At 47.0% G+C, this 26,310-nt stretch carries 27 protein-coding genes; 14 read left to right on the plus strand and 13 right to left on the minus strand.

What is annotated here, in order from left to right:
- Positions 1-125 precede the first annotated feature (125 nt).
- The 4 genes from AK95_RS34915 (at position 126) to AK95_RS19950 (ending at position 5,371) form a co-directional block, all read left to right on the plus strand.
- Positions 126-2,162 (plus strand): cobaltochelatase CobT-related protein, encoded by a 2,037-nt coding sequence (locus tag AK95_RS34915; RefSeq protein WP_235613171.1) that lies wholly within the window; start codon positions 126-128, stop codon positions 2,160-2,162.
- A gap of 241 nt (positions 2,163-2,403) precedes the next feature.
- Positions 2,404-3,558: an AI-2E family transporter gene (locus AK95_RS19940; protein WP_071221663.1), complete on the plus strand. Its 1,155-nt coding sequence runs from the start codon at positions 2,404-2,406 to the stop codon at positions 3,556-3,558.
- Positions 3,559-3,761: 203 nt separating this feature from the next.
- A complete protein-coding gene (locus AK95_RS19945; protein ID WP_071221702.1) occupies positions 3,762-4,247 on the plus strand; it encodes an RrF2 family transcriptional regulator in 486 nt (161 codons plus the stop codon).
- Between the two features lie 368 nt (positions 4,248-4,615).
- Positions 4,616-5,371 (plus strand): alpha/beta fold hydrolase, encoded by a 756-nt coding sequence (locus AK95_RS19950; RefSeq protein WP_071221664.1) that lies wholly within the window; start codon positions 4,616-4,618, stop codon positions 5,369-5,371.
- A gap of 215 nt (positions 5,372-5,586) precedes the next feature.
- Here the strand turns inward: AK95_RS19950 and AK95_RS19955 are convergent, their stop codons facing one another.
- The 4 genes from AK95_RS19955 to AK95_RS19970 all read right to left on the minus strand — a co-directional run bounded on the left by AK95_RS19955 (position 5,587) and on the right by AK95_RS19970 (position 8,446).
- The gene (locus AK95_RS19955; RefSeq protein ID WP_235613172.1) at positions 5,587-6,300 is read right to left on the minus strand and encodes a DJ-1/PfpI family protein; all 714 of its coding nucleotides are present in this window, start codon (positions 6,298-6,300) and stop codon (positions 5,587-5,589) included.
- A gap of 107 nt (positions 6,301-6,407) precedes the next feature.
- Entirely contained in the window at positions 6,408-7,046 is a 639-nt protein-coding gene (locus tag AK95_RS19960) for a DUF2306 domain-containing protein (protein ID WP_071221666.1), read from the minus strand.
- A 121-nt stretch (positions 7,047-7,167) separates the two neighbouring features.
- Entirely contained in the window at positions 7,168-8,208 is a 1,041-nt protein-coding gene (locus tag AK95_RS19965) for a DJ-1/PfpI family protein (RefSeq protein ID WP_071221667.1), read from the minus strand.
- 19 nt (positions 8,209-8,227) lie between these two features.
- Positions 8,228-8,446 (minus strand): SHOCT domain-containing protein, encoded by a 219-nt coding sequence (locus AK95_RS19970; RefSeq protein ID WP_071221668.1) that lies wholly within the window; start codon positions 8,444-8,446, stop codon positions 8,228-8,230.
- Positions 8,447-8,651: 205 nt separating this feature from the next.
- On the opposite strand from AK95_RS19970, the gene AK95_RS19975 reads away from it, so the two are divergent.
- On the plus strand, positions 8,652-9,338 hold the full coding sequence (locus AK95_RS19975) for a response regulator transcription factor (protein WP_071221669.1): 687 nt from the start codon (positions 8,652-8,654) through the stop codon (positions 9,336-9,338).
- Position 9,339: 1 nt separating this feature from the next.
- Positions 9,340-10,692 carry a sensor histidine kinase gene (locus AK95_RS19980; protein WP_071221670.1) on the plus strand — a complete coding sequence of 451 codons (1,353 nt, stop codon included), beginning with the start codon at positions 9,340-9,342 and terminating at the stop codon, positions 10,690-10,692.
- Between the two features lie 152 nt (positions 10,693-10,844).
- Here AK95_RS19980 and AK95_RS19985 read toward each other — a convergent pair whose 3' ends face one another.
- The 3 genes from AK95_RS19985 to AK95_RS19995 are packed head-to-tail and all read right to left on the minus strand — an operon-like array spanning position 10,845 to position 14,821.
- Positions 10,845-11,936 carry a GerAB/ArcD/ProY family transporter gene (locus AK95_RS19985; protein WP_071221671.1) on the minus strand — a complete coding sequence of 364 codons (1,092 nt, stop codon included), beginning with the start codon at positions 11,934-11,936 and terminating at the stop codon, positions 10,845-10,847.
- 34 nt (positions 11,937-11,970) lie between these two features.
- On the minus strand, positions 11,971-13,188 hold the full coding sequence (locus AK95_RS19990; RefSeq protein WP_071221672.1) for a Ger(x)C family spore germination protein: 1,218 nt from the start codon (positions 13,186-13,188) through the stop codon (positions 11,971-11,973).
- A 34-nt stretch (positions 13,189-13,222) separates the two neighbouring features.
- Complete coding sequence (locus AK95_RS19995) at positions 13,223-14,821, minus strand: spore germination protein (RefSeq protein ID WP_071221673.1); 1,599 nt, start codon at positions 14,819-14,821, stop codon at positions 13,223-13,225.
- A gap of 212 nt (positions 14,822-15,033) precedes the next feature.
- Here AK95_RS19995 and AK95_RS20000 point away from each other — a divergent pair, with 212 nt between their 5' ends.
- Positions 15,034-15,585, plus strand: coding sequence for a GNAT family N-acetyltransferase (locus tag AK95_RS20000; RefSeq protein ID WP_071221674.1), 552 nt, complete (start codon positions 15,034-15,036; stop codon positions 15,583-15,585).
- Positions 15,586-15,665: 80 nt separating this feature from the next.
- Here the strand turns inward: AK95_RS20000 and AK95_RS34245 are convergent, their stop codons facing one another.
- Both AK95_RS34245 and AK95_RS20010 read right to left on the minus strand, forming a co-directional pair.
- The gene (locus AK95_RS34245; protein ID WP_071221675.1) at positions 15,666-16,109 is read right to left on the minus strand and encodes a DUF5367 family protein; all 444 of its coding nucleotides are present in this window, start codon (positions 16,107-16,109) and stop codon (positions 15,666-15,668) included.
- Entirely contained in the window at positions 16,106-16,678 is a 573-nt protein-coding gene (locus AK95_RS20010; RefSeq protein ID WP_071221676.1) for a TetR/AcrR family transcriptional regulator, read from the minus strand. The genes AK95_RS34245 and AK95_RS20010 overlap by 4 nt, the downstream gene beginning before the upstream one ends.
- 385 nt (positions 16,679-17,063) lie before the next feature.
- On the opposite strand from AK95_RS20010, the gene AK95_RS20015 reads away from it, so the two are divergent.
- Together AK95_RS20015 and AK95_RS20020 are read left to right on the plus strand one after the other, a co-directional pair.
- Complete coding sequence (locus AK95_RS20015; RefSeq protein WP_071221677.1) at positions 17,064-18,119, plus strand: AraC family transcriptional regulator; 1,056 nt, start codon at positions 17,064-17,066, stop codon at positions 18,117-18,119.
- Positions 18,120-18,263: 144 nt separating this feature from the next.
- Entirely contained in the window at positions 18,264-19,058 is a 795-nt protein-coding gene (locus tag AK95_RS20020) for an SDR family NAD(P)-dependent oxidoreductase (RefSeq protein WP_071221678.1), read from the plus strand.
- A 100-nt stretch (positions 19,059-19,158) separates the two neighbouring features.
- On the opposite strand, the gene tatC is transcribed toward AK95_RS20020, so the two are convergent.
- Genes tatC through AK95_RS20035 form a run of 3 tightly spaced genes read right to left on the minus strand, consistent with a single transcriptional unit; the run spans position 19,159 to position 20,779 of the window.
- On the minus strand, positions 19,159-19,896 hold the full coding sequence (gene tatC, locus AK95_RS20025) for a twin-arginine translocase subunit TatC (protein WP_071221679.1): 738 nt from the start codon (positions 19,894-19,896) through the stop codon (positions 19,159-19,161).
- Positions 19,893-20,078, minus strand: a complete 186-nt coding sequence (gene tatA, locus AK95_RS20030) for a twin-arginine translocase TatA/TatE family subunit (protein WP_071221680.1) — start codon at positions 20,076-20,078, stop codon at positions 19,893-19,895. Before tatA ends, tatC begins: the two co-directional genes overlap by 4 nt.
- 17 nt (positions 20,079-20,095) lie before the next feature.
- Positions 20,096-20,779 (minus strand): hypothetical protein, encoded by a 684-nt coding sequence (locus AK95_RS20035; RefSeq protein WP_071221681.1) that lies wholly within the window; start codon positions 20,777-20,779, stop codon positions 20,096-20,098.
- Between the two features lie 125 nt (positions 20,780-20,904).
- On the opposite strand from AK95_RS20035, the gene AK95_RS20040 reads away from it, so the two are divergent.
- From AK95_RS20040 to AK95_RS20060, 5 genes are all read left to right on the plus strand, one after another.
- Positions 20,905-21,666: a gluconate 2-dehydrogenase subunit 3 family protein gene (locus AK95_RS20040; protein WP_071221682.1), complete on the plus strand. Its 762-nt coding sequence runs from the start codon at positions 20,905-20,907 to the stop codon at positions 21,664-21,666.
- Between the two features lie 30 nt (positions 21,667-21,696).
- The gene (locus AK95_RS20045; RefSeq protein ID WP_071221683.1) at positions 21,697-23,409 is read left to right on the plus strand and encodes a GMC family oxidoreductase; all 1,713 of its coding nucleotides are present in this window, start codon (positions 21,697-21,699) and stop codon (positions 23,407-23,409) included.
- A 32-nt stretch (positions 23,410-23,441) separates the two neighbouring features.
- Positions 23,442-23,822 carry a c-type cytochrome gene (locus AK95_RS20050; RefSeq protein ID WP_071221684.1) on the plus strand — a complete coding sequence of 127 codons (381 nt, stop codon included), beginning with the start codon at positions 23,442-23,444 and terminating at the stop codon, positions 23,820-23,822.
- A 131-nt stretch (positions 23,823-23,953) separates the two neighbouring features.
- Positions 23,954-24,664, plus strand: a complete 711-nt coding sequence (locus AK95_RS20055) for a lipase family protein (protein ID WP_071221685.1) — start codon at positions 23,954-23,956, stop codon at positions 24,662-24,664.
- A 203-nt stretch (positions 24,665-24,867) separates the two neighbouring features.
- Positions 24,868-25,644: a hypothetical protein gene (locus tag AK95_RS20060; protein ID WP_071221686.1), complete on the plus strand. Its 777-nt coding sequence runs from the start codon at positions 24,868-24,870 to the stop codon at positions 25,642-25,644.
- A gap of 87 nt (positions 25,645-25,731) precedes the next feature.
- Here AK95_RS20060 and AK95_RS33885 read toward each other — a convergent pair whose 3' ends face one another.
- Positions 25,732-26,307, minus strand: coding sequence for a helix-turn-helix domain-containing protein (locus AK95_RS33885; protein WP_162487614.1), 576 nt, complete (start codon positions 26,305-26,307; stop codon positions 25,732-25,734).
- Positions 26,308-26,310 lie beyond the last annotated feature (3 nt).

Consider the following 26,310-nt stretch of genomic DNA (forward strand, 5'->3'; position numbering starts at 1 on the left):
AGGCCCCTTAAGGGGTAGCCGAAAAAGTAGTGCGGTTGGCGAACGATTCAATGCCCTTTAGGGCTGGCCAGTAACAAAGGCTTTCAGCCGCAGAGCAAACCACCCGTTCACACGGGTGGTTTTGATTGGAAGGGGATGCCGGTTCCGGAAAAACGCAGCTTGCCAAGGCGTTGTCCGCAAACTTCAGGTTACCCTATACCAAAGTAACTTGTTTTGCCGATATGGATAAATCGGATATCCTCGGAGCCATTTTACCGGTTATTTCATCTGATCAAATGAAGCAGTTGGAATCTGCGGACCAAGCGGCCTTAAAAGCATTATACGAAAGCGACGGCTTTCGAAGCTCGACGGAGATTTTGATGGAGGCGCTGGAGATTACACAAGAGATGGCTTCCGCAAAGATGAAGCAATTATTGAAGCTGGCCGCGAATATGACTCAGGATGGAGCTGTAGAATATCGATTTTACGCTTCCGAGATCGTCCGAGCTTTTCAGAAGGGCTATCTGCTGGAAATCCAGGAACCGAATGTGATTCGGGATGCCGGCGTATTAATGGCATTGAATTCCGCATTGGAGCCGGGCGGCAGTCTTAATCTCCCAACGGAGATCGTGCAGCGGCATCCGGATTTTATAGCGGTGATCACGGCAAATCGTAGTTACGCCGGATCCAGGCCGCTTAACGAGGCATTGCGTGACCGAGTGCAGCATACGGAGAAGATGGACCTCCCGACCAAAGAGATTATGATCGAGCGAGCGATGGCCAAAACCGGCTATCAAAATGATGAAATGCTGGATGTGCTGGCAAGGGTCATTATCCTATTGGATAAAACTGCCCGAGCTAATGCCATTAAAGGCGTGGCTGGCATGCGCTCTTATTTCTATTGGGTGGATGCCGTTGCGCAAGGTGCTTGTGCAACGGCATCCCTTTATCATAAGGTGATTTACAAGATAACAACCGATTCGGAAGAGATCACACTGCTGGAAGAAGCGCTGAAAGGCGAAGGTTTGTTGGATATGCTGGAGGAAGTCCCGGTTGAAATGAATAAAAAACGAAGCGCAGAGGCAGTGGAGATCGGGACATGGGAGAGCGATATAGACCTGGATTCCATTCCTGACGGGCAAGCTGAGGAAGAAGGGCTCCAGTTAAAAAAGTCCGCTGAAAGCGAAGACAGCACATCCATCCTCGCGAATGAATCAGCGGATATGGAAAGCACGGATTCGGGGGAGGACGGATCACCGCAATATCACCAAGCCAATCCTGAACCCATGACAGAGGAGGAGAAACAGAAGGAGCGGGACTTCCGCAAAAAGCTGAATCAAGTTTCCAGAACCATCGTATCCGACTCGATTCATCAGGCTGTTAAGCTTATCGTTCACCGTCCTGATGTTGACCCGATCCAGCAGGAGGAATATCGGAGTCTGCGTAAGGGCATTATGCCCATCGTGCGGGAAATCGCCAGACAGACGATGCCGCTGTTGGAGCACGAGATGACCACGGAATATGCCAAGAACCATTACTATGGTTCTAAGTTTCAGGCAGACAGCGTGGCTTACCGAGATTTCAGGTATTTTGCCAAGAAACGTCCTCCGACGGAATCCCCTGGTCTTGTCGTCGGTTTAAGGGTCGATGAATCCGCATCGATGGCTGCTTTCGGGAGGCTCGAGGCGGCTAAGCGGGCGGTCATCGCGGTCTATGAATTCTGCCAAATTTGCCATATACCTGTTTTAATTTATGGGGATACTGCAGATGTTTCCCGTTTGGAGCAGATGTCCATCTTCGCTTATGCCGATTACGATCAACCGGATGTCCGCGACCGGTTCAGGCTGATGGGAATTCGGGCCAGAAGCAACAATCGGGATGGTATGGCTTTAAGAATTATGGCGGAACGGTTAGCAAATTCATCGAAACAAACGAAGCTGTTGATTAGCATCAGCGACGGGCAGCCTAAAGCCATGGATGACTATACCGGTAGTTTGGCGATTCAAGACATGCGGCAGACACTATCCGAATACGAAAGAAAAGGGGTCAAATTTCTGGCGGCAGCCATTGGCCAAGACAAGGATGTCATTAGTCAGATCTATGGTGCCGAGAGGTTTTTGGATATAACCAACCTGAATGAGCTGCCAGCCAAGCTGGTGCGGATCATTTCTCGATACTTGTAACATCATACCGAGCAGCTACAGCCTGCGTGTCATAGTGACATGCGGGCTTGTTTGCTACTGATGTCTGTGAATACCTAAACATATCTCCCGGTTCGTTCTTGGTAAACTGGACATGTGCCCCGTTCAAACATTATAGTTAAAAGAATGAAGAGCGCGTCGTTTTGTCGGTTTTTTTCGGTGTCGTGAATCGATGCTCAGCTTTACAACTTGAATATGTATACATAAGTAAGGGAGGACATGTATGGAGCAACCCCGTATTTGGCCGGACCGGTTCAAGCGCTTTTTTCTGAACAATAAATTTGTGCTTCTTTTGCTTGTTCTGTTGCTGGTTGGACTCAATGTGTTGGTTTTAAGCAAAATTTCGTTTGTGCTGCATCCGCTCGCCGTGTTAATCAAGACGATCGTTTTGCCGATCATTTTATCAGGAATACTCTATTATTTGCTGAATCCTCTGGTGGATGTGATGGAGAAATGGAAAATCAAGCGTGGATGGTCCATCCTGATCCTCTATCTGGTTATAGCCGGTATTCTAACGATTGTGGTGCTCGCGGTCATTCCGGTGCTGCGCAACCAGATTATGGGGCTGATTGATAACTTTCCGACATATAGCGAAAAGGTTAGACAGCAGTTTGAAGATCTAACGGGCAGCGAGTTGTATAACCAGATTCAAGAAACCATGAACATTAACTCCCAGGAATGGTGGACCACCGTCACGCAGAAGGCAACGGAACTTCTAAACCACACGTGGAGCAGAGTTGGCGGGTTTCTGGGTGCATTCACAGAGGTTGTGTTGTCGATCGTGACGGTACCTTTTGTACTGTTTTATATGCTGAAAGACGGCAAGAAGCTCCCTCTGAAAATATTGTCTTTCCTGCCGACGAAGAGTCGTTCCGGAATTTTGCATGTGCTTCAGGATATCAATCATCAGATCAGCTCGTTTATCCGCGGGCAGATTATTGTGAGCTTCTGTATTGGTATTCTGCTGTATATCGGTTACATGATCATCGGTTTGGATTACGCGTTGATTCTGGCGATTATTGCATCGTTCACCAGCGTGGTGCCTTATCTGGGACCCGCCATTGCGATTACGCCTGCGCTCATCGTGGCTCTGGTTACTTCTCCGGTGATGCTGCTGAAGATGGTGGCGGTATGGACGATCGTGCAATTAATCGAAGGGAAGTTCATCTCACCGCAAATCATGGGTAAAACGCTCAAGATTCACCCCATTACCATTATCTTTGTTATACTCACGGCCGGCAATCTGTTCGGTGTGGTTGGCATTTTGTTAGCCGTTCCCGGCTATGCGGTCCTTAAGGTTTGTGTATCGCATATCTTCGAATGGTTCAAGGACACGTCGGGATTATATGATCCTCGGAATAGCAACACGCCGAAATAGTCTTTTGGCTTGTGTCAGTCCATATGATTTGCTCTTGAAGTCGCCATTTTGGCGGCTTTTTTTTAACAAAATTCCTCAATGAATCAGAAGGTAAGTTTAGCCATGCTCCTCCATGAAGCGTGGATTCATTGCAAAAACAAATCCGAATTACTATAATGGATATCATAGGTCTATATAATTCGAATTTAAGGGAGGTAACCACTATACAGTTTTCCAAAAGCGTTGATTACGCTCTGCACGCATTAATCCACTTGGCTCATTCGGAGCGTGATCAGAACATCGGAATCAAGGAGTTATCGGCGACGCTGGGCGTCTCGGAAAGCTACTTATCCAAAATCATGTCCAAGCTGAGACAGGATGGTATCGTGCGGGCTGTACCGGGAGTGAACGGAGGCTACGAGCTGGCCAAGCAGGCCGAGCAGATTACATTCCTTGAAGTGATACAGGTCATTGAAGGAAGACAGCAGTTGTTTGAATGTTCCAATCTCAATTCGCAGCAGCATCGCTTGCTAGCCGAAGAGAAGGCTGCCAAGCTGCACGAGGATAATCCTCGTGAGTGCGTATGTCTGGTCAAACAGGTGATGGATGGCGCCGAAAGGCAATTGTACCAATACTTGGAGGAGCAAACGATCCAGTCGGTATTGGATGCGGCATCGAAGCGTGGCAGCTGTGCTGAAAACAAGAAGTGATGAACTTCTTGTTTTTTTATATGAATAAGCCGAAAGTTTGGGAGGGATCGTAATCGATAAACTCTTTGAGAAATTAAGCGGGTTTGGAGAAAGAGAACATTGGCTTTTACTTCGTCAGCTGCTGAATACTGCAATACACGATTCGATTCAAGGGTCAACCGGGCTTTCCTCATCAATTCTTGCTAGGATTATCGCGTGTTTAAGAAGTCGCCATTGGCGGCTTTTTTGTTTTGATTTTGACTGTTCTTATCCCGTCCAAGAAAAGCAACTCGGATTTCATGCGATTTTATATTGACCGAATGTTCAGTCTTAAATTATATTAGAATCATAATCTGGATGAATCATCCATTGGAGAGAGGAGTTTTCATATGGATTTAGCTTATCAAACTCAAGGCAGTGGGACACCTGTTGTGTTGGTACACAGTCCAGGTGTCGATTCAAGAGAATGGAACTATATTGCCCCGCATTTAGCGCGGAGGCATCAAGTCATCACGTATGATGGTCGGGGAACGGGAAGATCCCCAGCGCCGCAAAAACCAACCAGCTTGGTTGAAGACCTTCGGGCATTGCTCGATCATCTGCAAATTGACAGCGCTTCGCTTGTCGGTCATTCCATGGGAGGGCAGGCCGTTACGGATTTTGCCTTGACTTACCCTTCCAGGGTTGACCATTTAGTATTAATCGCACCATCGCTAACCGGATTCGAGCACGCCCAGCCATTCATCGATTGGATGGCCCAAGTAAATGCATGCGCACCCGATGTTGACCGTCTGGTCGAACAATCGTTGAGCGGGCCTAATTATTGTGTGACGATGTCCAGCTCTGAACGGGACTTTTTGCGCGAGATGCACACGTTGTATATGACCAGAGTGTTTAGTGAGTGGAAGAGCTTCGAGGTGATATGGCCCATGCCGCCAGCGATCGAGCGGTTGGAGGAGCTTACTGCAGGGACTCTGTTTATTCAGGGAACGGTTGAATGGGAGGATATGCAACGAATTGCGGAACAGTTCAAGCGTGTTCAAGACATCCGTTTCGAGGTAATCGAGGGGGCTGACCATATGGCTACCCTGACGCATGCAGACGAACTTGCTGGTTTGATTGCTGCTTTTTTAGCGAGAGGATAATGGGACAATCGCGGCATGAATTACAAGGGAATCAATAAATTTTTTGCTTGATAGAGAGGCAATGCATACACGCAAAAAGCCGCAGAATTGCGGCTTTTTAATGATTTTATACAGTTAGAGTAGATGAAACGACATAAATTCATTGCGACTTGTTTTTCTCTAATAACGGTATGTGGGAGCGACACGGTTCCAAACTCCCCGATCGCCTCGATTCCTCACTTTTTGTCTTTGTTCCCCGGTGCAGACGGTTGCTCTTTTTTAGGCGTTTCCTTGCTCGTCTCAAAGTTAATCGGCGGTAAGCCGTTTGCTTGCCACACCGTTCCTCTACGCTCGTACTCGAATAACTTCTCTATGGCATTCGCAATCTGTGGTCCGACTTCACGCTCAACCAAATACAAGGCCACATCAAGTCCGGAAGTAACACCTCCGCCAGTTACCAAGCGAGGGCCATCTTCCACGATTCTTGCATCGACCGGAATTGCACCGAGAGCCCCTAATGCACCCATGCCAATCTGATTGGTGACAGCATATCTGTCTTTCAACAATCCATCCATAGCCAGCAGCAATGAACCTCCACACACGGTAGCCACCGTAACGTCCTTATTATTCATAGCTTGTTTCATCATCGTTGTTAACCCCGTATCCTTAGCCTGCCTCAATATGTTGGGAATAGCATCTGCGGTATTCCCCGCTGGCTTCCCCGAAGCGCCAGGAACTACAATAACCCCGGAACGATTAGGGTCTAACACATCTTGCGCTTCGAGGGCAGGTCCATTCAGCCCGCTCGGTACCGAACGCTTACCTTCTGCAGATACTAATTCTACAGTGACTTTTCCACCAGTGTACATTCCGGCAGCAGCAAATACTTCATATGGCGCTAATGCATCCAGCAGATCAAACCCATCGAATAATACGATTTGTACATGCACGCTTTTACCCTTGGATGGATCTGGGTTCTTGTTTCTTTCTGCGCTTGCTGCGGGGGCTAATAGACATAGAACGAGCGTTAACGACGTGAGTAAACTAAGTATTTTTTTCATCCTGATACCAATTCCTTTCGATTTGTTCTGATGATGATTTCAGGAATAACTAGCAGCAGCGCAATCGAGCCGTAAACGCCGATGGTGTAGCTAGTAGGGTAAACGTACCCGAATCCCTGATGAAAAAGGGAAGTAATGAGATGGATCAACATGTTTGTGAAGCAAAAGGCATAACTACGAATCATCCAGTTGCGATGTCGAACGATCCTTTTCCTCTTGATTTGCACGAGCGCCGTAATGGTGATAACCAGCCAGATCATATTCAGCAGATTGAATCCCATACTGCTTATTTTGCCGCCTGTCGCGTAGGGGGCCATATATCCGGAAGTTAGCACAACCAGAAGTACGGATACGATATATACATAGCCGTTTATGCGATGCAGCCTGCGGCTTCTTTCAAATATTCGATTCGAAAAGTTAATCAGTCCCGATGCCATGGCCACACATGCGAATGCAACATGAACGTACATGACATTAAGCCAGACCGGGAGATTGAGTTCGCGCTTCAGCCCGGACTTATGGCTTAAAAATCCCGAAGCATCTGGATCGATCCAATAGTTTTTCACCAAGGCGTGTAGTATAAATAGAATGCTGACACAGGCCAGCAATAGATATAACGATTTTCGTTTTTTCATCCGTTCGCAACTCCCGAAGCTCCATATTTGATACACACCATTTCTGAATACGGAAAAACACGATCGACATACATACCTGGAAGCCAGAGCGCGTGTATGCCGTGGATTTTCTTTCTTACGATTAGGTAACCCGATTTCCTGTTAACTTGGATGCAGGCAGTAAGCCAGCTTTGGCTATACCGACCATGTGATCTCCATCGGCGACAACTTCAAACTTGAGATTCAAGCGCATGGGTTTCGTGATTCGTAGTGACCAGGCCAGCTTGTTATCCTGAAGTACAGGGTTCATAAACTCAATGGTTTCATCCCCCTGCGTTGCCGTGCCATGGATCAAATCGTCCCTTGTCAATATAGAGAGCTTGACCTCCATCTTCCCGACGGGCGTAGCGAGGGTGGTCTCCCAATCCCCGTCGAAGACCGATGCCTGTATGATTTTGTTATGCTGGGAGCTGGGCGTGGGTATCATTGCTGTTTTGTTCAACGCGGCATTTGGTTCGTCGCTCGTCACTGATTTATTAACGTTAGGCTTTATCCCTGTATCCTTCCAAACCGTGCCTCTTCGTTCATATTCGAATAATTGCTCAACCGCGTGAGCGATACGAGGCCCAAGTTCACGTTCCACCAGATATAGCGCTACATCGAGTCCTGAAGTTACACCGCCACCGGTAACCAGATTGCCGTCGTCCACAACGCGAGCCGAGATGGGAACTGCTCCGGTTGCACCAAGTAAGTCCATGCCCAGATGGTTCGTTACCGCCGGCCGGCCTTCTAAGAGGCCTCCCATTGCAAGAATCAGGGCACCGCCACAGACCGTAGCGACTGTAATGTCTTTTTGCTGGAGAGCCTGCTTGATCATGCCAGTCAATTCGGTACTCATGGCCCGGCCCAGAATAGCCGGAACCGAATCGGGCCCATCTCCCTCGACGTCGCCGGACGCGCCAGGTACGAGAATGATGCCCGCTCGTTCAGGGTCCAGTCTGCCACTCGCTTCAATCCTCAACCCGTTGATGCCGCTGGGCACGGATCTTGGTCCCTCGGCGGTGACCAATTCTACGTTTAACGCATTTTCAGCATTCATGGCTGCAGCACAGAATACCTCGTAAGGCGCTATCGCATCCAGAAGGTCGAAGCCGTCAAACAACACAATTTGAACGTTAAGCATCCATAAATCCTCCAAGTCTCTATTTAGTCAAAAGATCTTTCAGCTTGCGATACTCCGTCTCATCAATTTCACCATTGGCCATTCGGTTCTTCAGAATCATAGCGATGTCATTCTTTTGATGACCGTTTTTGTAACGATAACGAATCGCGTATACTCGAACCGCCAGGAAAGAAAACAGCGTGAGACAAAACAAAGCGCCGAAAGGAAAGAACGAGAAGGCGTTATTTTCCAAACCCATATGTATACCTCCTTTATCAAGGTGTGCGGGACGATCACCCGAAGTTGGGGCTGGTCGTGTGCGCAAATAGAAGCATACCAAACGAATATCTCAAACAAAGATGAAAAAAGGTCACAAAAGTATAAACAAATCATCACAATACATCCGCTCGCATTAGTTCTTATTAAAAAAAATGATAAACTAGGAATGCAAAGGTGGGATAAACATGAGCGAATCAAAGACGATTCTGGTTGTAGACGACGACCAGGATATTGTTGAGCTATTAAGGGATTTTCTAGAGAATGACCACTTTCAAGTGAAAACCGCTTGCGACACCGCTCAAGCGTGGGACATATTTAAGGAAAGCTCTGTTGATTGTATTGTTCTTGACATTATGATGCCGGGACAAAATGGATTTGAGTTTTGCCGCCGGATTCGGGCGGAGAGCAATGTACCAATCCTGTTTTTGAGTGCTCGCAGCGATGATGTGGATAAGATTCGAGGCCTTACTCTCGGAGGCGATGATTACATCGTCAAAACCGCTTCGCCGGGTGAGATCGTTGCCAGAGTAAAAGCCGTATTGCGGCGCTCCGCTTCCCCACAACCATTGGATAACAGGGTCTTGGATTACGGCCGCATCAAGTTAAACCTGTCCACTAGAGAAGTACTAGTGGATGGAAACAACATCGTGCTCACACCCAGGGAATATGAGCTGCTGCGGTTATTTGCGGAACATCCGAGACATGTTTTCTCCTATGAACAATTACTTGCAAAGTTTTGGGATGGGGTGGGCGACAGGCATACAATTCGGGTCCATCTTAGTCGGCTTCGCGAGAAAATCGAAGCTGATCCGAATAAACCGCTATTCCTGGTCAACGTATGGGGAGTAGGGTATCGCTTTGAGGGAGGGTAATATGAGGTCACTCCGCATTCGTACGTTTACTATGCTTTGCTTCTTCTTTATCCTCTTATTGCCGTGGATATTCTTTGTTACTGCGCACTTTATGGAAACCAAGACACTTAGCTTCGAACAAGGTCGGCTGCAAAACGAGACCCTGCAACGAAATATATCGGAAATGACGCAGCGAATTGAATCGGACACAGACCAATGGACAGATCCAGTCTGGCAAAACCAATTGTATTCCGCGCTTCGTGAAGCGAAGATGGATGTGCTCATTCAATCCGCAGAAGATCGGGAAATTTATCGTTCCAACCCTGACCGACGAGGCACTAATTTATCAACCGAGCGGTTCTCCGTCATCGAGGACGGCCAGCTGCTGGGAAGGGTTATTCTGTACTTACCTAAGTCTAATCAATTTCAAGTGATGTCGGCTTTTGTCGGGCTGCTGCTTGCGATCTTTGTTGTCGGAATGGAAATGAGGCGATTCGTTCTCAAACCACTCGAGAAGATGGGAAATGCAGCAAGACAAATTGCAACAGGGGATTGGGATGTTCGGTTACCCATGTCCAGGGTCACCGAAATCGCTGAAGTCCGCGATGGATTCGATGTTATGGTCAAGGGACTTGAGCAGTCCTATCGAAAACAGGCTGAACTGGAAGAGGAACGCCGATTCGTCATTGCGGCTGTTGCGCATGATTTACGGACACCGTTGTTCGCTTTGCGAGGCTACTTGGATGGTCTGGAGCAAGGGATCGCTCAATCTCCGGAGAAAATAGTCCAATATGTTGCAGTCTGCAAGGACAAATCGGCCCAATTGGATCGTTTGGTAGAGGATCTTTTCACTTTTACAAAAATGGAGTATGTGGAGTCGCAACTGAATAATAAAACGGTGGATTTTAACCAGGTCGTCCGGAATTCGATGGATAGTCTGAGTCCGCTGGCTCGGCAAAAAGGAGTTTCCATCTCGTTCCATGTAACGAATCGGTGCATCATCCATGGAGATATGCATTTATTAGAGCGAGCCATGAACAATCTTCTGGATAATGCCGTAAGACACACATCTGCGGGTGGTGACATCGAAGTCCAGTGTAATAAAGTTGGTGATATGGTTAAGTTTACGATACGCGATACCGGGCCGGGCTTCTCTGGGGAAGAGCTTGAGCGTGTATTTGAACCTCTATATCGCGGGGAAGCATCCAGAAGTCGTTCAACCGGTGGCAGCGGATTAGGCTTAACCATTTCACAAAGAATTGTTAGGCAGCACGGAGGCGAACTCGCCGCAAGCAACCATCCGGAAGGAGGAGCACTGCTTGAAGGATGGCTACCTGCAGCAGCTTCAGGACAGTTGGAATCGAATGGTTTTTAGTCGTTCATATTATTCATTGCACGTTGAAAAAGCCGCGAAAATGCGGCTTTTTGGTTTTGAAGGAAACAAATGCGTATCCCTCCGGACATTTCCTCCTTTACAGAGGGGGGCATGAGTTCAATACAACTTCTTGCATTGTGTTGAGTTCCCAATCAGCCGGATTTGGATGAGCGAGGTCTTTTGATTAAAATAATCAACGCTAGAATCAAAGGGAGCCAGATCTGGAAGATAGGAAAATGGTATTTCAAATTTTGAGCAAACCCGATCCAGATATGATAAATAAAGTTCGGAGAGACGAACGAAATGGTAAAGATGAAAGCACCCACGATCACGGTTGTTTTTTTATGGCTGACATTGATCAGGCTGGAAAGACCGAGTACGGCGCCGAGGTAGAATGCGGTCATTTTAACGAATATGCCAATATAGATCAGCAGGATGATTAACGGGTCCAGACGCTCCAGAAAATCGGCGATTTCAATGAGACGAACCGACCGAAGCAGCGGAAAAGTCGATATGCTCGTTATGGTGGGATCCAGAATCGCAAGATTTAATATATTGAATATCAATAAGAAGATACCTACGAATATATAGGAGGACAAGGATGCCTTGGACAGCGTTTTCTTGTCTTCGAGATGACTCCAAAACATGAGAAATACTACGATCTGACCGAACGGAAAACTAATCACCTCCGGCAATGATGCTCGCAGCACGGGCAGGATTCCGTTTTCTAATATGGGCATAAGGCGCTCAAGATGAATGATATTCGAACCGATGAACATGAGAACGATCAGGATATACCCGATCAACGTGAAAGGAAGCAGGAATTCGGTGACGCGAAAGAATACCTCAATGCCTTTCCATACGGCATAACCGGACAGCAACACCATTAAGAGAATCAGGAAGTACAGCGGTGTGCTGGGGAGAAAGGAGATATTGATAATGTCCGCGAACTCGCGGGTATTCCTCATGGATTCATACGCAAAATAAACGATATAGGCTGCAGTAATGATGGAACCGATATATTTGCCGAAGTGCTGATTTAAAATTTGGGGAAGAGCATGCTCCGAATTTTGGTTCTGGATATATAAATAGATGAACAGCAGTAACATTCCCGTGATCATTGCAACCAGCACGACCAGCCACGCATCTTGTTTAGCTTCAATCCCCAGTTCATACAAAGGGGTGCTGCCGATCATAAACAAGATGGTCATGGCAATGATTTGGTATTTACCGATCTTCTCCATTTGGGACCTCCTTGTTATAGGTATCGATAGCGTTCTACTTATTGGGTTCGATCAAATTCGAGAACGGTTTATTGATCATATTCGTGTGTTCAACGGTGACTTTTACATTCAGTTTGAGTTCCAGTTTCTGGAGGGGTCTCTCCGAATTTGTAAGGTGTTTGCTGGCTGCAGGATACTTTCTGTGAATCATATCCATGAAACCAACTACGTCCACATTCAAATCCTTCATTCTCTTCCACGCAGCCAGCACTTCATCCTTGATCTGCTCGGCAATCGTATCCTCGAGTTTCGAAATAACGTCCGGGTTCGTCAAATCCATCGTACAGCTGGTTTCATCAAGCGCCCCCACTGTTTGAATATGGATCATCATGGTGACCGAACCGTTGACCATTTTGGGGTCCACTTGGGTCGAGGATTGGATGACTCGGTAACTCGACAACCGGGAAGCGTCTCGATCGCTGCATGGGGTAACAATGATAAGGTTTTTGACGCTGTTCGAGAGCCAAGCGACGCCTCTGCTTTCTTTACGCTTCATCCATCCTACCAGCTTGTCTCCTCGAAATACGCCCAAATCGCCAAGTTTGAGTACCGCTTGATTACGCGTTGACTTTAAGGCATCCAAGTTAGATTGTTCCTCTTGATTGCCGGATACCCTTAACTCTGGAGCCATGGCGCTTTTGTACGGATTGGCGACCATGGATGCAAAATCAATCAATTTAATATTTTTTACTTGGGACAGATTTTCTTGTCCTTGGGTAATGACCCGTTGAATCGCGTTTCCTGTTATTTTCTCTAATGGAATGAGCACTTCCAATAGATTGGAGGCTTTATCCTTGGTCAGGAGAACCGACATCGTTTCCCGACTTTCCACCGGACGGAGGAAAAAATCAAGGATTTGCCGTACGCCTTCATTCCGAACGACTTGTTCATTGATAATCAGTACGGAGTTATGGGCAAAAAACAGCGCGCGCGGCGCTTCCAAATTCGCGTTCTGCATGGCTTCGCGAATGGTCTTGCCCCTGGTGGAGAAGATGGTGATCGGAGATTGGCTTCCCCCGGCTCCGCCGCCGGTCTGGGTGGCGATGGACTGCGGAATGACGACTTGGAAGGAGATGACCCATTCATCCTCGCTGCGGTCTATGGACGTCGCCGATACAATACTAAGCGAGTTTAACTCTTGACTATCCCAGCAACCATTGAGCAGCAGTGAGGCAGCCAACATGAGAATCACGAGATTCAGCTTCCGGTTCATCTGTTCTTCACCTCCGAGTTATACCGGTTATATATTATTTCTTGCCATCGGAAGGCGATGGACGCTGGTTCATTTTTTGCCGTTTCGCGTTAGTACGGTTGATAAGGGTCGGTCTTGTCAGCATGGCCCACCATGGAACACGGACCAGAACGTCTTTTTGGTCTGATGGGATAAATGGAGCGAACGGAGTAAGATATGGCAAACCGAATGAACGCAAGCCGGATAGGTGGATCAGCATGGCGATTAATCCTGCCATAATTCCAAAGAGCCCTAAGGTTGCCGCCAATATCATAAAACCAAAACGGAGCAGTCTGGCGGAGTTGGCTATGCTCACAGAAGGCGCAACAAAGCTCGCGATGGCGGTAAATGCAACGATGATAACCATGGCAGCAGACACTAAGCCGGCTTGTACAGCAGCTTGACCCAGAACCAACGCGCCTACGATGGAGATCGCAGAGCCCATCGCTCTTGGCATTCGAACACCGGCTTCCCTTAATACTTCGAACGTAATTTCCATAGCCAAGGCTTCGACAACGGCGGGAAAAGGGATGCCTTCCCGCTGTGCTGCAAGGCTGATCAGCAAGGTCGTTGGCAGCATTTCTTGATGAAACGTGGAGATTGCAATATAAAGTGAAGGGAGAAGCATCGATACCATAAAGGAAATAATGCGCAACAGCCGCAAAAAGGTCGCGATATCGAACTTTTGGTAGTAATCCTCGCTCGATTGAAACAGTTTGAAGATGGTGATGGGGGCGATCAACGCAAATGGTGTCCCATCAACCAAAACGGCAACTTTCCCTTCCAGAATCGCACCAGCGATAGCATCGGGGCGCTCCGTATTAGTCATGGTAGGGAAGGGGGTGAACGTTGTATCTTGTATAAATTCTTCGATATACCCGCTCTCCAGGATGCTGTCGGTATCGATCTGGTCTAAGCGATTCAATATTTCTTGCACGATCTTATCATTGGCAATGCCATTCAAATACATAACGGCAACATCCGTTTGGGTGACGCGGCCAATCTTGCGGTCCACGATCCAGAGGTCTGGGCTTTTAATCTTACGACGGATTAAGGCCGTATTCGTACGGATATTCTCGGTGAATCCTTCTTTCGGGCCGCGAACAACGGTCTGAGATTGGGGCTCTTCTACACCGCGTTCTTCTCCACCGATAGAGCTGGCGATAATGCCTCGGGATGAACCGTCTATGAGAATGACAGTATTGCCTTCAAGCATAGCGGAGATCAAGGATTCCATATGCTCAAAATCGCTAATGCTGCCTATGGATAAGAAACGGTTTTTGATGATGGACAAGATTTCTGCAGGGTTAGAGGCATGCAGCTTTTCATTGTAATCCTTTGAGGTTAGGGATTCCATAATCGAGTGATTGATGGTGAGCGTATCAACCAGTCCATCGATATAAATGACGGCCAGGGTGCAATCGCTTCCGAACATATGACTTAGGGTGCGAATGATGATATCCCGACTGTGGCCGGTTTGTTCTCTGATTCTATGTAAATTCTGATCCAAGCGGTCGGAGAGACGAGAGGATTCGGCGGGTTGCTCCGTTTGCTCATTATGATGAAGCAGTGCCGTTTTCGAATGGGTTCGCTTTGTTCGTTTAAAAAAGGGCATGGGATCAGCTCGCTTTGACAAGATTCATACGATCTAAAGTTCCCTATTTCGGGTTTAATATTCTTTGCAAGGTGAGGACTTCATCCATATTTGGAGGCAGGTTAGTTTATCTATAAATGTTTTGTAGACTGACAGATCGACGAATCGGTGGTACCTTATCATTAGGATATATCTCGCTAATAAAAGGATGAATGACTTGGAGGCTTAGGGCAGTGAAAAATAAGCTTGAAACACGGATCGAAGGGGATCGCATTGTGCTTCGCCCCGTAAGGGAAGATGAATTAGATGCCTATTTCGGATTATTGCAGGATGACGAGTCTAACCGGTTAACGGGAACGCAGCAGGCGTTTACCAAGGATTCGATTGCGGCCTGGATTCATAAAATCGGATATGCTCATGAGGATCGACTGGATATGATGATTGCGGAGAAGGAAACGGACGGTTTAATTGGTGAAGTGGTCCTGAACGAAATCAACCTCAACAACCGCAGCTGCAATATTCGCATATCGATCTCCGGTCAGCACAGCAATAAAGGATACGGCACGGAGGCCATGAAGCTCATGCTGCGTCATGGTTTCGAAAGTTTACGTCTACACCGTATAGAGTTAGGTGTATATGCGTTTAATCCTCGGGCCATACATGTCTATGAAAAGCTTGGTTTTAAAAGGGAGGGCACTCTACGGGACTCGATATGTTGGGACGGAAGATTCCATGATATGATTTTGATGTCGATATTGGAGGAAGAATATCGGCAATTGCCATAGTTATTCGTATATGCTTTATATCAACAGAACAAAATCAAACAGGTACAAGAAGTCGCCAGTATCGGCGACTTCTTTTTTTGCTATTTAAAAAGGAGTTTCTTTTTCTTAATGAAATGTGATGAGAAACGAAACTTCATGGGGCTCAGCCCAACCAGCAGAATCAAGCTGTATGCCCAGAACAGCCAGGCTGCCAATAGGGGGAGGCTCTGCTCTGAGATTAAAGGGAAAGCGACATCATGGAAAAGAATCGAAAAAATGTCCATGAACATGCCAGGCAGAGCAATCTGGACGGAACGGCGGATACGATCTGAATACGGAACCTTAAGAAATGAGAACAACGGTGCGATGCATCCATAAATTAAAGGGATGGCGGCAGCAAAACTCAAGGCGGTTCTAAACGGGTGCCTGATATCAATCAGCAGGTTCCCCCCATAATGAAAGATGATTGTCGCGATCAGCCAAAGGACGAATCCCCACAATAAGAAAAGACCAGCATGCCGGCTTTTGATCCGTTGTGCGTTCATCGCTTCACCTCATTGGTCATGAAATCAAAAAGCACCTGCAAAGCGGTAAAAACATCCTCCTTCGCAAACTCCTCGTTCAACAAAACCTGCACGGCCAGCCCGTCTATTATAGCATTCATTAAAATTCCCCACTGATCCATGGATATGTTCTTTATGGGCGATTCCCCCCACCGGGCTGTAAGAATATCAGTCAGATGTTTGTTTTCTTCTTGAATCATGGAACCCATTCGGCTGCGGTTCTCTTTGATCTGAAGGCTAGCAGCTAATGACGAGAAAAACAATCGATGGTAAACAGAATGATAATCGCATCTTTCCTTGGCTTCTTGTATGGCTTCTTCAATTGATCGATTGTTTTGCTCCAGTGAAACCCATGAAGCATTACATAGGCTCTCAACGAGTTCAATTATTAATTGCTCTTTGGTTCGAAAATGGTAATAGACCGTTCCCTGGCTGACATTTGCTTGATCGGCCACTGCTTTCAAAGTTAATTTATCCATACCTTTTTCTGCAACACACTTTTGGGCAGCTTCGAGCAGTTCTTGTTTGCTGATGACGTTCGGTTTCGCCATGACCGTTTCACCTTCCTTGTATGTAAGTTATTCAAACAACTAACTCTAATGTATAAAAACTAAGCTTGATTTGTCAAATGGAGGATTGGAATAAAAGCGTAGAACCTCGGTTCTGCGCTTCGTTTAATTGATGTTATTTCATTCTCCACTTGATCTTGATGTCGCTCTTTTACACTCGTCTAGTGAGGGAGGAGAAAACGGATGAAAAAGGGTAAAACGATCATAGCACTTATATGTCTGCAATAGTCATGATTTTGCGGTATAATAACGTTTCGAATGCTGGCTCAGCAAGCTATCGTATGAAGGGAGTCAAGCATGAGGATTTCATTCTATTAAAAGATACGTTCTAAAATCATCATAAACCGTAGTCAAAGGAGCATTATATATGAAGCCATATACTTCTGACCGAATTAAAATCCCGCCAGGATTATGGGAAGGAATACAACAATTAGGGATTTCCGCCCATGCCGTGGCACGCAAAGCGGAATTGCCGCTCACCGTCATTACTGAGCAGGAAGTCACCACCGCCCAATATTTCGCGATCTGGCAGGCCTATTCCGATCTCATGGGGGACACTGCCCAAGGCATCATCCAGCTTGCGACCGCTTTTGAAACGGCGAAATACCCGCCGACCGTCTTAGCTCCTTACCACGCTCGTGACTACCGGGATGCTATAAACCGAATGGCTCGGTATAAGCAGCTATGTCCACCCGAAGGCTTGCTAATCTCCGAGGAGGGCGAACGATGTACCATCGAGCTGGAATGGCTGAACCTAAGCGATCAACCTGGTCCGGCGCTGCTTGTTGGTATTACACTGGCATGTCTTCTGGAGCTTGGACGACGGGGCACAGGTCAACCGCTGACCGCGCAATTGGTTGAATTTTCGCAGCCTATGGGCGATGTACAAGCTCTTGAAGCTTATTTTGGCTGTCGCATCCGGACGGGCGCAAACCATAATCGATTAACGCTCTATCGAAGAGATCTGGACCGACCTTTTATCTCGTATAACGAAGAATTGCTGGAGATTCTGACTCCCGCTCTGGATCGTTCGCTTGATGAACTACAGAGCCACCGCTCCATTACTGACCTGGTCAAATGGATCATGAAACGCAGTCTCACAGGAGGGCGCCCTGACATTCAGTCCGTGGCGAAGGAGCTCAATATGAGTGATCGTACGTTACAGCGCAGGCTGACGGATGCAAATGCAAGCTTCAAGCAATTGTTGACACAAGCAAGACATGAGCAGGCCATCGAGTACTTGGCAGACCCCTCGCTCGATATCAAAGAAGTTGCCTTTTTGATTGGATATGAAGATCAGAACTCGTTCTACCGAGCATTCCGTCTTTGGGAAGGAGATACTCCATCCCATTGGCGCACTGAACATTTTAATAGTCTTTCGCTATCCGAACACCGACAGGATATGCTGACCATGGGTTCATAGCGTTTGGACATCCTAACACAGGTTTCTTTATCAATTACCATTGGCGTGTTATACAAGTACTTTGGCGCGATATGCTAGTTACCCAGCTATCTATACAATGTAATATGAACACTATCCAGAGCACAAAGGAGATATGTTTATATTATGGATATGGGATTAAACAATAAAACAGCGTTGGTTACAGGATCTACGAAAGGGATAGGCAAGGCTATTGCCATTGAACTTGCCAGAGAAGGTGTCCATGTTCTTATCAACGGACGAAATGATGAAGAGGTACAACGAACCGTTAATGAAATCGAGTCGGATTTCCCGAATACAAGTCCTCAGAATGCGACCGCCGATTTGGTGGATATCGGGCAAAGAGAGGCTATATTTGATAAATACCCTCACGTGGATATTCTGGTTAACAATATGGGGATATACGAAATCATGCAGTACGAGGATGTTAACGATGAAGTTTGGGATACCTACTTCCGGACGAATGTGCTTGCAGCCAACGGATTAACCCAATTTTATTTGCCCGGCATGCTAAAAAACGATTTTGGACGTATTATCTTCATGGCGAGTGAAGAAGCCATGATGCCTTCTGGACAAATGCCGCAGTATGCCATGACCAAATCCATGCTGTTATCCTTGGCAAAAAGCTTGTCCAAACTAACGAAAGGTACCGAAGTAACAGTCAATACGATTTTGCCCGGCCCGACTCTCTCCGAGAACGTGCAGCATATTATCGAGGGAATATATGCCAATGAAGATATGAGCTTTGCGGAAAAAGAGAAAGCTTTCATGAGTACAAACCTGCCTCAATCCGAAATTCAACGATTTATTAGGCCGTTCGAAATCGGAAGACTGGCTGCATTCCTGTGCAGTCCTTATGCATCCGCGTTTAAAGGTTCACCAATCCGTATGGATGGGGGAATGGTGCCTACGATTTTCTAACTTATATACATCGGCTATATTAAAAGCTTGGGATCTAAAAGAGATCTCCAAGCTTTTTTAGTATATTCATACGCAGCGTCCCTGATCCGAAGCTGGTTTTTTACTCACCTATTAATTCCAGCCTGGTCATTCTTTTCTGATATACAATTCGAGACAATCCAACGCTGATCTCATATAGAAGGAACAGGGGCACAATGACGAGGATGTCCGACACGATATCCGGCGGTGTAATGGTTACGGCTGCAATCGTCAGCAGCAAATAGGAGATTTTCCGCATTTTAGCTAAGCGGAGCGGATTCAGGATGCCAATCGAGGTCAAGAACATGATAACGACGGGCATTTCGAACAGCACACCAAACGGTACGGTCATATGCACCATAAAACGGAAGTATCTCTCGGCGGTATATGCTGTTATGAACTGGTGCGACAGCGAATCCAGGAAGGACAGGACCATGGGGTATATGACAAAGTAGCCAAAGGCCAAACCCAATAGAAAAAGGGCTCCGATCGCAGGAATGTAAGCCAGGGATGCACGCCGCTCAACAGTACTCAATCCGGGTACGACGAACCGCCATACCTGAAATCCGGCAACAGGCATCGTCACCGCAAGAGCTATAACGCCTGCAATCATGAAGTATACCCAAATCACGTCCGTTGGTCCCAGTATCTGAAGCTGACCCTCCACGTCGCGAGTCAGCATTTCATACAGCGGTTCGACATATAGAAAAGCGGCACAAAGGGCTACCAAAAAGGTGCCCAATGTGATGAGAATCCGCTTGCGGAGCTCTGTTAAGTGCTCTATTATATGCTGCTCCTGTTCTTGCTCGTGCTGGGTCATTTCAATTTATCTCCATCATGGATATCTTCGCTCGAAACCAGTTCACGCGTTGAGTTTTTGAACTCGCTCAGTGTCCGTCCGAAGGCACGGCCCAGTTCAGGCAGCTTCGAAGGACCAAAAATAATCAAGGCGATCAACAGAATGAGGATCAGCCCTGTCACTCCGATGTTTCCCAGAGGCATATGATCAACTCCTTTACTTATTTTTTATCCGATGCCATATGCAGCAGCTCCGAAATATCTCTGGCGATCGACTCGTCGCGCGGCGCATCATGCAGCTTCGAGGCAATTCGGTCGATCAGCGCAGGAGCTTGAGGATTCGTTACCGTTAGAATTTGCACTTCTTCATTAAACATGTTCTTCACTTGCTCTTTGGCTTGCGACATATTATCGTTGTCCACGTTCTTTGCTCCGCTTACTCCTTCATCCGGCTCGCCTTTGCCTGACATTCCTTCCGTCTGACTTAACACCTTTTGCTGCATGTTGTCATAGTGGTTAGAAGAAACGCGTGATTCTGCACGTGCCAGAATAATCGTGTCATTGAGGACAAAAGCTTTCACTCCATCAATGCCCAGACCTGCAAGTCTTGACTGGACATGGGAAGAGACGCCGCCTTCATGCAGGCTGGATGAGCCGATCATGCTGTACACGGACATGCCCATCCCGCTTGTGGTATTGCCATGGACATTGGTTGTTTCGGTTTTCGGTCCATGATAGCTAGGGATCACGTCGGTGCTGTGCAAGTGAACGGCATCGGCATTATTCTGCTCCACGGATTGCGCGTTTTGTTGAATGTCGTCGGTTTGATTTAAGCAGGCTGTTAAAGAAAGAAGCAGTGCCGAGCCCATAATCGGGCCTTTCCACCTGCTCCACAATTGATTCATGAGCATTCGCCTCCATATCGGTTAGTAATTTTATCATGCCCGGATGGAGAATAATGTATGAATGAAATTTTGATGGGGACAATACCCATTATTCAAAAATGAAGAAGAGTAGGGGTGCTGAGAGTTTGAGCGAACAAGACGAACAACAAACCAAACCATCGAAGCCTGACGGCTCGCAGACGATGACACGGCGGAAGTTTCTGAGAAACTCCGGTTATGCCGTGGGAGGTGTCGTGCTGGGCGGTGTACTCGGATATCTTTTGCCGAAGCGTGAAACCCCGCCTGCAGCACCGGCACCTGAACAGAATGATAACAACTACAACCAAGCATTAATGTTCTTTAACCAGGAGCAATACAGGATCACGGAAGCAGCCGTAGAGCGTATTTTTCCTGCGGATGAGAACGGTCCGGGCGCTAAAGAGCTCGGCGCAGCATTCTTCATCGACCACCAGCTGGCCGGTGACTGGGGGTTCAATGCAAGAGATTATATGCAGCCCCCATTCTATGTTGGAGAGAAAACGCAAGGTTATCAGGGCCGATTAAGACGACGGGAGATATTCTACATTGGTCTGCGCGAGATTCAGAACTACAGCCAAAAGAAGTATCAGAAAGATTTCCCCAGCCTGTCACCAGAGGAACAGGATGCCGTGTTAACTGCCTTCCAGAACGATGAGGTCAAATTGACAACGATCTCGGCCAGCGGGTTCTTTAACCTGCTCCGCAGCAGCACATTGGAAGGGGTCTACAGTGATCCGTTGTATGGCGGGAACAAAAACATGCAGGGCTGGACGATGCGTCAATATCCGGGTAACCAAATGGCGTACACGAATATTATCGAGAAGAATTTCACCGTCATCCCGCCGAAGAGTTTAAAGGATCACCTATAACAGCTCATCTATAGCGAAAGGAGTACGCATATGGCCAAAAAATTACCGAAAACGGATGTTGTCATTATCGGCGTCGGCTGGGCTGGCGGGATTATCGCCTCGGAATTGACCAAGAAGGGTTTATCTGTCGTCGGTTTGGAAAGAGGTAAAGAAAGGGTAACGGAAGACTACTACATGGCTCACGATGAGCTCCGTTACGCGCTTCGGTACGATTTGATGCAGGACCTTTCCAAAGAAACGATTACATTCCGGAGCACCGAAAAAATACGTGCACTACCGATGAGGCAGTATGGATCGTTTCTGTTAGGGGAGGGACTTGGGGGAGCCGGCGTGCACTGGAACGGGCAAACGTTCCGTTTCCTTCCCTACGATTTTAAAATCCGGAGCATGACGGAAGAACGATATGGGAAAGATAAAATACCGCCGGAAATGACGATCCAGGACTGGGGCATTACCTACGATCAGCTCGAGCCGTTTTTTGATAAGTTCGAGAAGACGACCGGCATCTCCGGCGAGGAAAATCCCTTGGCAGGAAAACGTTCGAATCCTTACCCGACACCGCCTATGCTGCACACGCCATCCATGAAGATGTTTGCGGATGCTGCGAAAAACCTGAAACTCAATCCGTATACGGTTCCTTCAGCCAATCTGTCGGAAAGCTATACGAACCCGGATGGCATTTCTCGAGCGGCTTGCCAGTATTGTGGATACTGCGAGCGGTTTGGCTGCGAATATGGCGCGAAAGCGGACCCTGTCGTTACCGTGATACCTGTTGCGAAAAAAACCGGAAAGTTCGAAATCCGCACCCATTCCTATGTTCGTAGAATTTTGCATAAGGGCGGTAAGGCAACGGGCGTCATGTACACGGACCTAACGACCGGTGAGGAAATCGAACAGCCGGCCGATATCGTCGTCTCGACGGGATATGTATTTAACAATACCCGTTTGATGCTTCTCTCGAAAATCGGCAAACCATACGACTCGTCCAGCGGGACGGGCGTGATTGGCAAAAACTATGCCTATCAGGTCATCAAGGGGAATGCCGCCGGATTTTTTGAGGACAAATTCAATCTGTTTGCCGGTGCAGGTAGCCTAGGGATGAGCGTGGACGATTTTAACGGCGACAATTTCGATCACTCGGACCTGAAGTTCATTCATGGAGGGAATATTGCCCATACGGTAACCGGCCAACGACCTATTCAAAACAATCCGGTTCCGGAGGAATCACCGCGTTGGGGCAAAGAATTTAAGGCGAATTCCTTGAAGTATGCCAACAGTGTACTGACCGTAGGGTCTCAAGGTTCCTCGATGCCTTATCGGCATCATTACCTGGATTTGGATCCCACCTATAAGGACGCATTCGGAGACCCGTTGATTCGAATCACGTTTGATTTCGAAGAGCAGGATCGCCAGTTGGCCAGGTATCTTTCCGATCGCTGCGCGGAGATTGTGCAGGAGATGGGAGGCCAGAATATCATGAAATTGAAGGAACTGGGACCTTACGAAATTACGACATACCAATCGACTCATAATACCGGCGGGGGGATTATGGGAGAGAACCCTGGCAATTCGGCCGTCAACAACTACATGCAAATGTGGGATATGGAAAACTTGTTTGTGGTAGGCGCATCCGCTTTCCCGCATAATAGCGGCTATAATCCGACCGGCACGGTCGGGGCTCTTGCTTATCGCACAGTGGATGGAATTATGGAATACAGCAAAAAGGGCGGACTGTTAGTATAGCTTGCATTTTACAAAAGGAGGCAGTTTCAACCATGTTCAGAAAAGGATTACTGTTAGTATTGCTATTGACTTTTGCTCTTGCTGTGGTGGCATGTGGTGGTAATGATGCAGCAGATCCGGCTCCGGCTCCTGCAGAAAACGGCGGACAAGCACCAGAGGAAGGAGCAACCGGCGGGGATGCCAACAACGATGCAGCTATGACGCTGTACAATGCCAACTGCATGGCTTGCCATGCTACCGACTTAGGCGGGGGCGGAAATTTCCCCAGCCTTCAAAATGTAGGCTCCAAGCACGATGCCAGCGAAATTGCAGGTATCATTTCGAATGGGCGGAATGGAATGCCGGCATTCCAAGGCAGGCTGACGGAAGACGAAATTAATGTGCTGTCCCAATGGTTGGCTGCCAAAAAATAAGGCGAACAGGATATGAAAGTGTGAGGACCCTCATGCTACAATGCAGATATAAATCGCGTTGTAGTCATGGGGGTTTTCTCACATGGTTACAGCGTAAGAATGGAACACTTTTGGAGGTGGACTGTGAAGTCATGACAGAGATGTTCGTATCCTCCTATAGCACATGCTCGATAAAGTGCCGGACGGTGGTGTGCTTTTTTGCCGGTGTCCTGACCTATCGAAATAATTTTGAAGATGCTGCAAGCGAGGTTGCCCGAAGATACCCGAATGCCAAAATCTTGATGATCTTTCCTTACGGGAAGGCAATCGGCATATCGGGTTCCTCGTTAGTCCGTCTACTGGCCCGGCAGCTTACGCAAGTCGGCTATGATTTGGTTCGAGAGCAGTCTCAGCGGGTTATGGAAGCAGGACAAATCATCCATGAGCATGCAGCTGGTGCGAAGCAGCTGATCCTGATCGGGCACAGCGCTGGAGGCGTGATCGCTTATAAGGCAGGGCTTTATTTGGAGGAGAAGTTTAATTATCGGGGAATCCATGTGTTTGCTGTAGGATGTCCAAGGTTTTATTTGAAGGATATTCCTTACAATGACCGGTTTACATATATCACGGGTCAGAATCCGGACAGGATCACTAGAATTGGCAGTTGGCGCAAGCCGGGTTCCAGGGTGTACCGTGGAAGGCCGGGGCGTGAGATTCAACTGGATTTTAATCCGGATCATCAAGGATGGCGGTTTCATGCCTCTTATTTTCTGAAATCGGCCTGGACGGATTCAAACGAAGCATTCCATACCAATTCAGTCGATCTTATATCCAAAATCCATGAATTGCACCCTAAAAAGTAAACATTACGTAATAAATATTATGTAAACAATATAGATTGCGATTGTTAGGGAATTCTAATTGATGATTCAATAGGATTGGTAAGATAGATATTGTGTTACTAAAATCTTTTTGGTTTATATTCTCTAAGACGGTTGATATTGGAATAGTTCGATGCTACTATAGAACTATATTTTTATAAGTCTTAAGGGGGATAAACGTAGAAGTGGAGAAAAAAAAGTCGAAATTCAAAAAAATACTGTTAATTATTGTGGGGGTTCTTGTCGTTTTATTCGTCATTGGCACACTATCCGACAATTCCTCATCCAATTCGGGTAACAGCACAACAGCGAAGAGTGCAAGTACTAGCGATACTAGTGATCATGAAGCAATATTTGCCGAAGCACAGGATTTATTCAAAAAAGGAAACTATATTCAAGCCAATGCAGCTGTCGACGAAGCTATCAAAGCTGAGAAAAAGGATGAATATACGAAACTGAAAACCGATATAGAGTCTAAGATCAAGAATCGGAAAACGGAACTGGAGGCAAAATTTGAAATTGAAGAAGATAAAGTCGAAAATATTACCTTTATCTCGCCATCCACGGGTGTGACCAAAGGATTGAACTTCTATCCTTATATCGGCGTAAAGGATTCCAAAAAATACATAATCTTACGAGTTGGGTATCAGGAGGACGCTTCGAAAGCCTTGTTTGTGTTTACCAAAGTGAAGGTCCGTGCAGGAGACAAACTGCAGGAGCTCGACTTCAATCCGATGGATAAAGTAAATGATGTGGATCTTTTTGGTTCTGGAATGACCGAACTAGTGGATATCAATGTAGATAAAAAAATTGAAGACCTACTTGGTAACGTGATTCCAGCAAATGATGAAATCATTGTACGATTTGAGGATATATCCAATAAATCGACGGACTACACTTTAACCAAGAATCAGAAGCAAACGATAGCGGATATTATCGAATATTACAATTATTTGGATTAGTCCACACTGCCAACCGTTGTCTGTGTACTCATATCATACGTTCCAAAGAGCCGAATTCCCTAGAAGGAATTCAGGCTCTTTGTTGCTTTACAGCTGTATATTCGTCTGATGATTTTTACGGAATTTCAGGGGAGAGAGACCGATTATGGTTTTAAACGTGCGCCCGAAATGGGTTGAATTCTCGAAGCCGACGCTTTCGGCGATATCCGAAACTTGCATATTGGATTCTTTCAACAAATGACACGCTTGCTTGATCCGTACGTGATTCACATACTCGATCAGGGTAAACCCCGTCGATTCCTTGAAGGTTCGGCTAAGATGGGAGGGACTTACATGGAACCGGCTGGTGAGTTCCTCTAAAGTGAGGGGCTGGTCGTAGTGGTGATTGATAAAGTGAGCTATATGGGAGATACGCTGATGAACCTGGTTGGTAGAGATAGTTATGTATTGGCGGCCGCTGTTCAGAATACGGTGGATGAACACCAAAAGCTCGGATAACAGGATTTTGAGATAGAAATTCGACTCTTGGGATTCGTTAGCCGATTCGGCGGCCATCTTCGCAAAGAGCCCTTCGACATACCCCTGTTCCTGACCCTTTAACCGGATGGAACCGGAACCTGCTTGGAAAGGGGAGAGGGGATGAAAAGACGGATCCTCGGTCAACAA

Origin of the sequence: Paenibacillus sp. LC231, from assembly GCF_001860525.1 — a bacterium.
In the GTDB taxonomy this organism is placed as follows: domain Bacteria; phylum Bacillota; class Bacilli; order Paenibacillales; family Paenibacillaceae; genus Paenibacillus_AQ.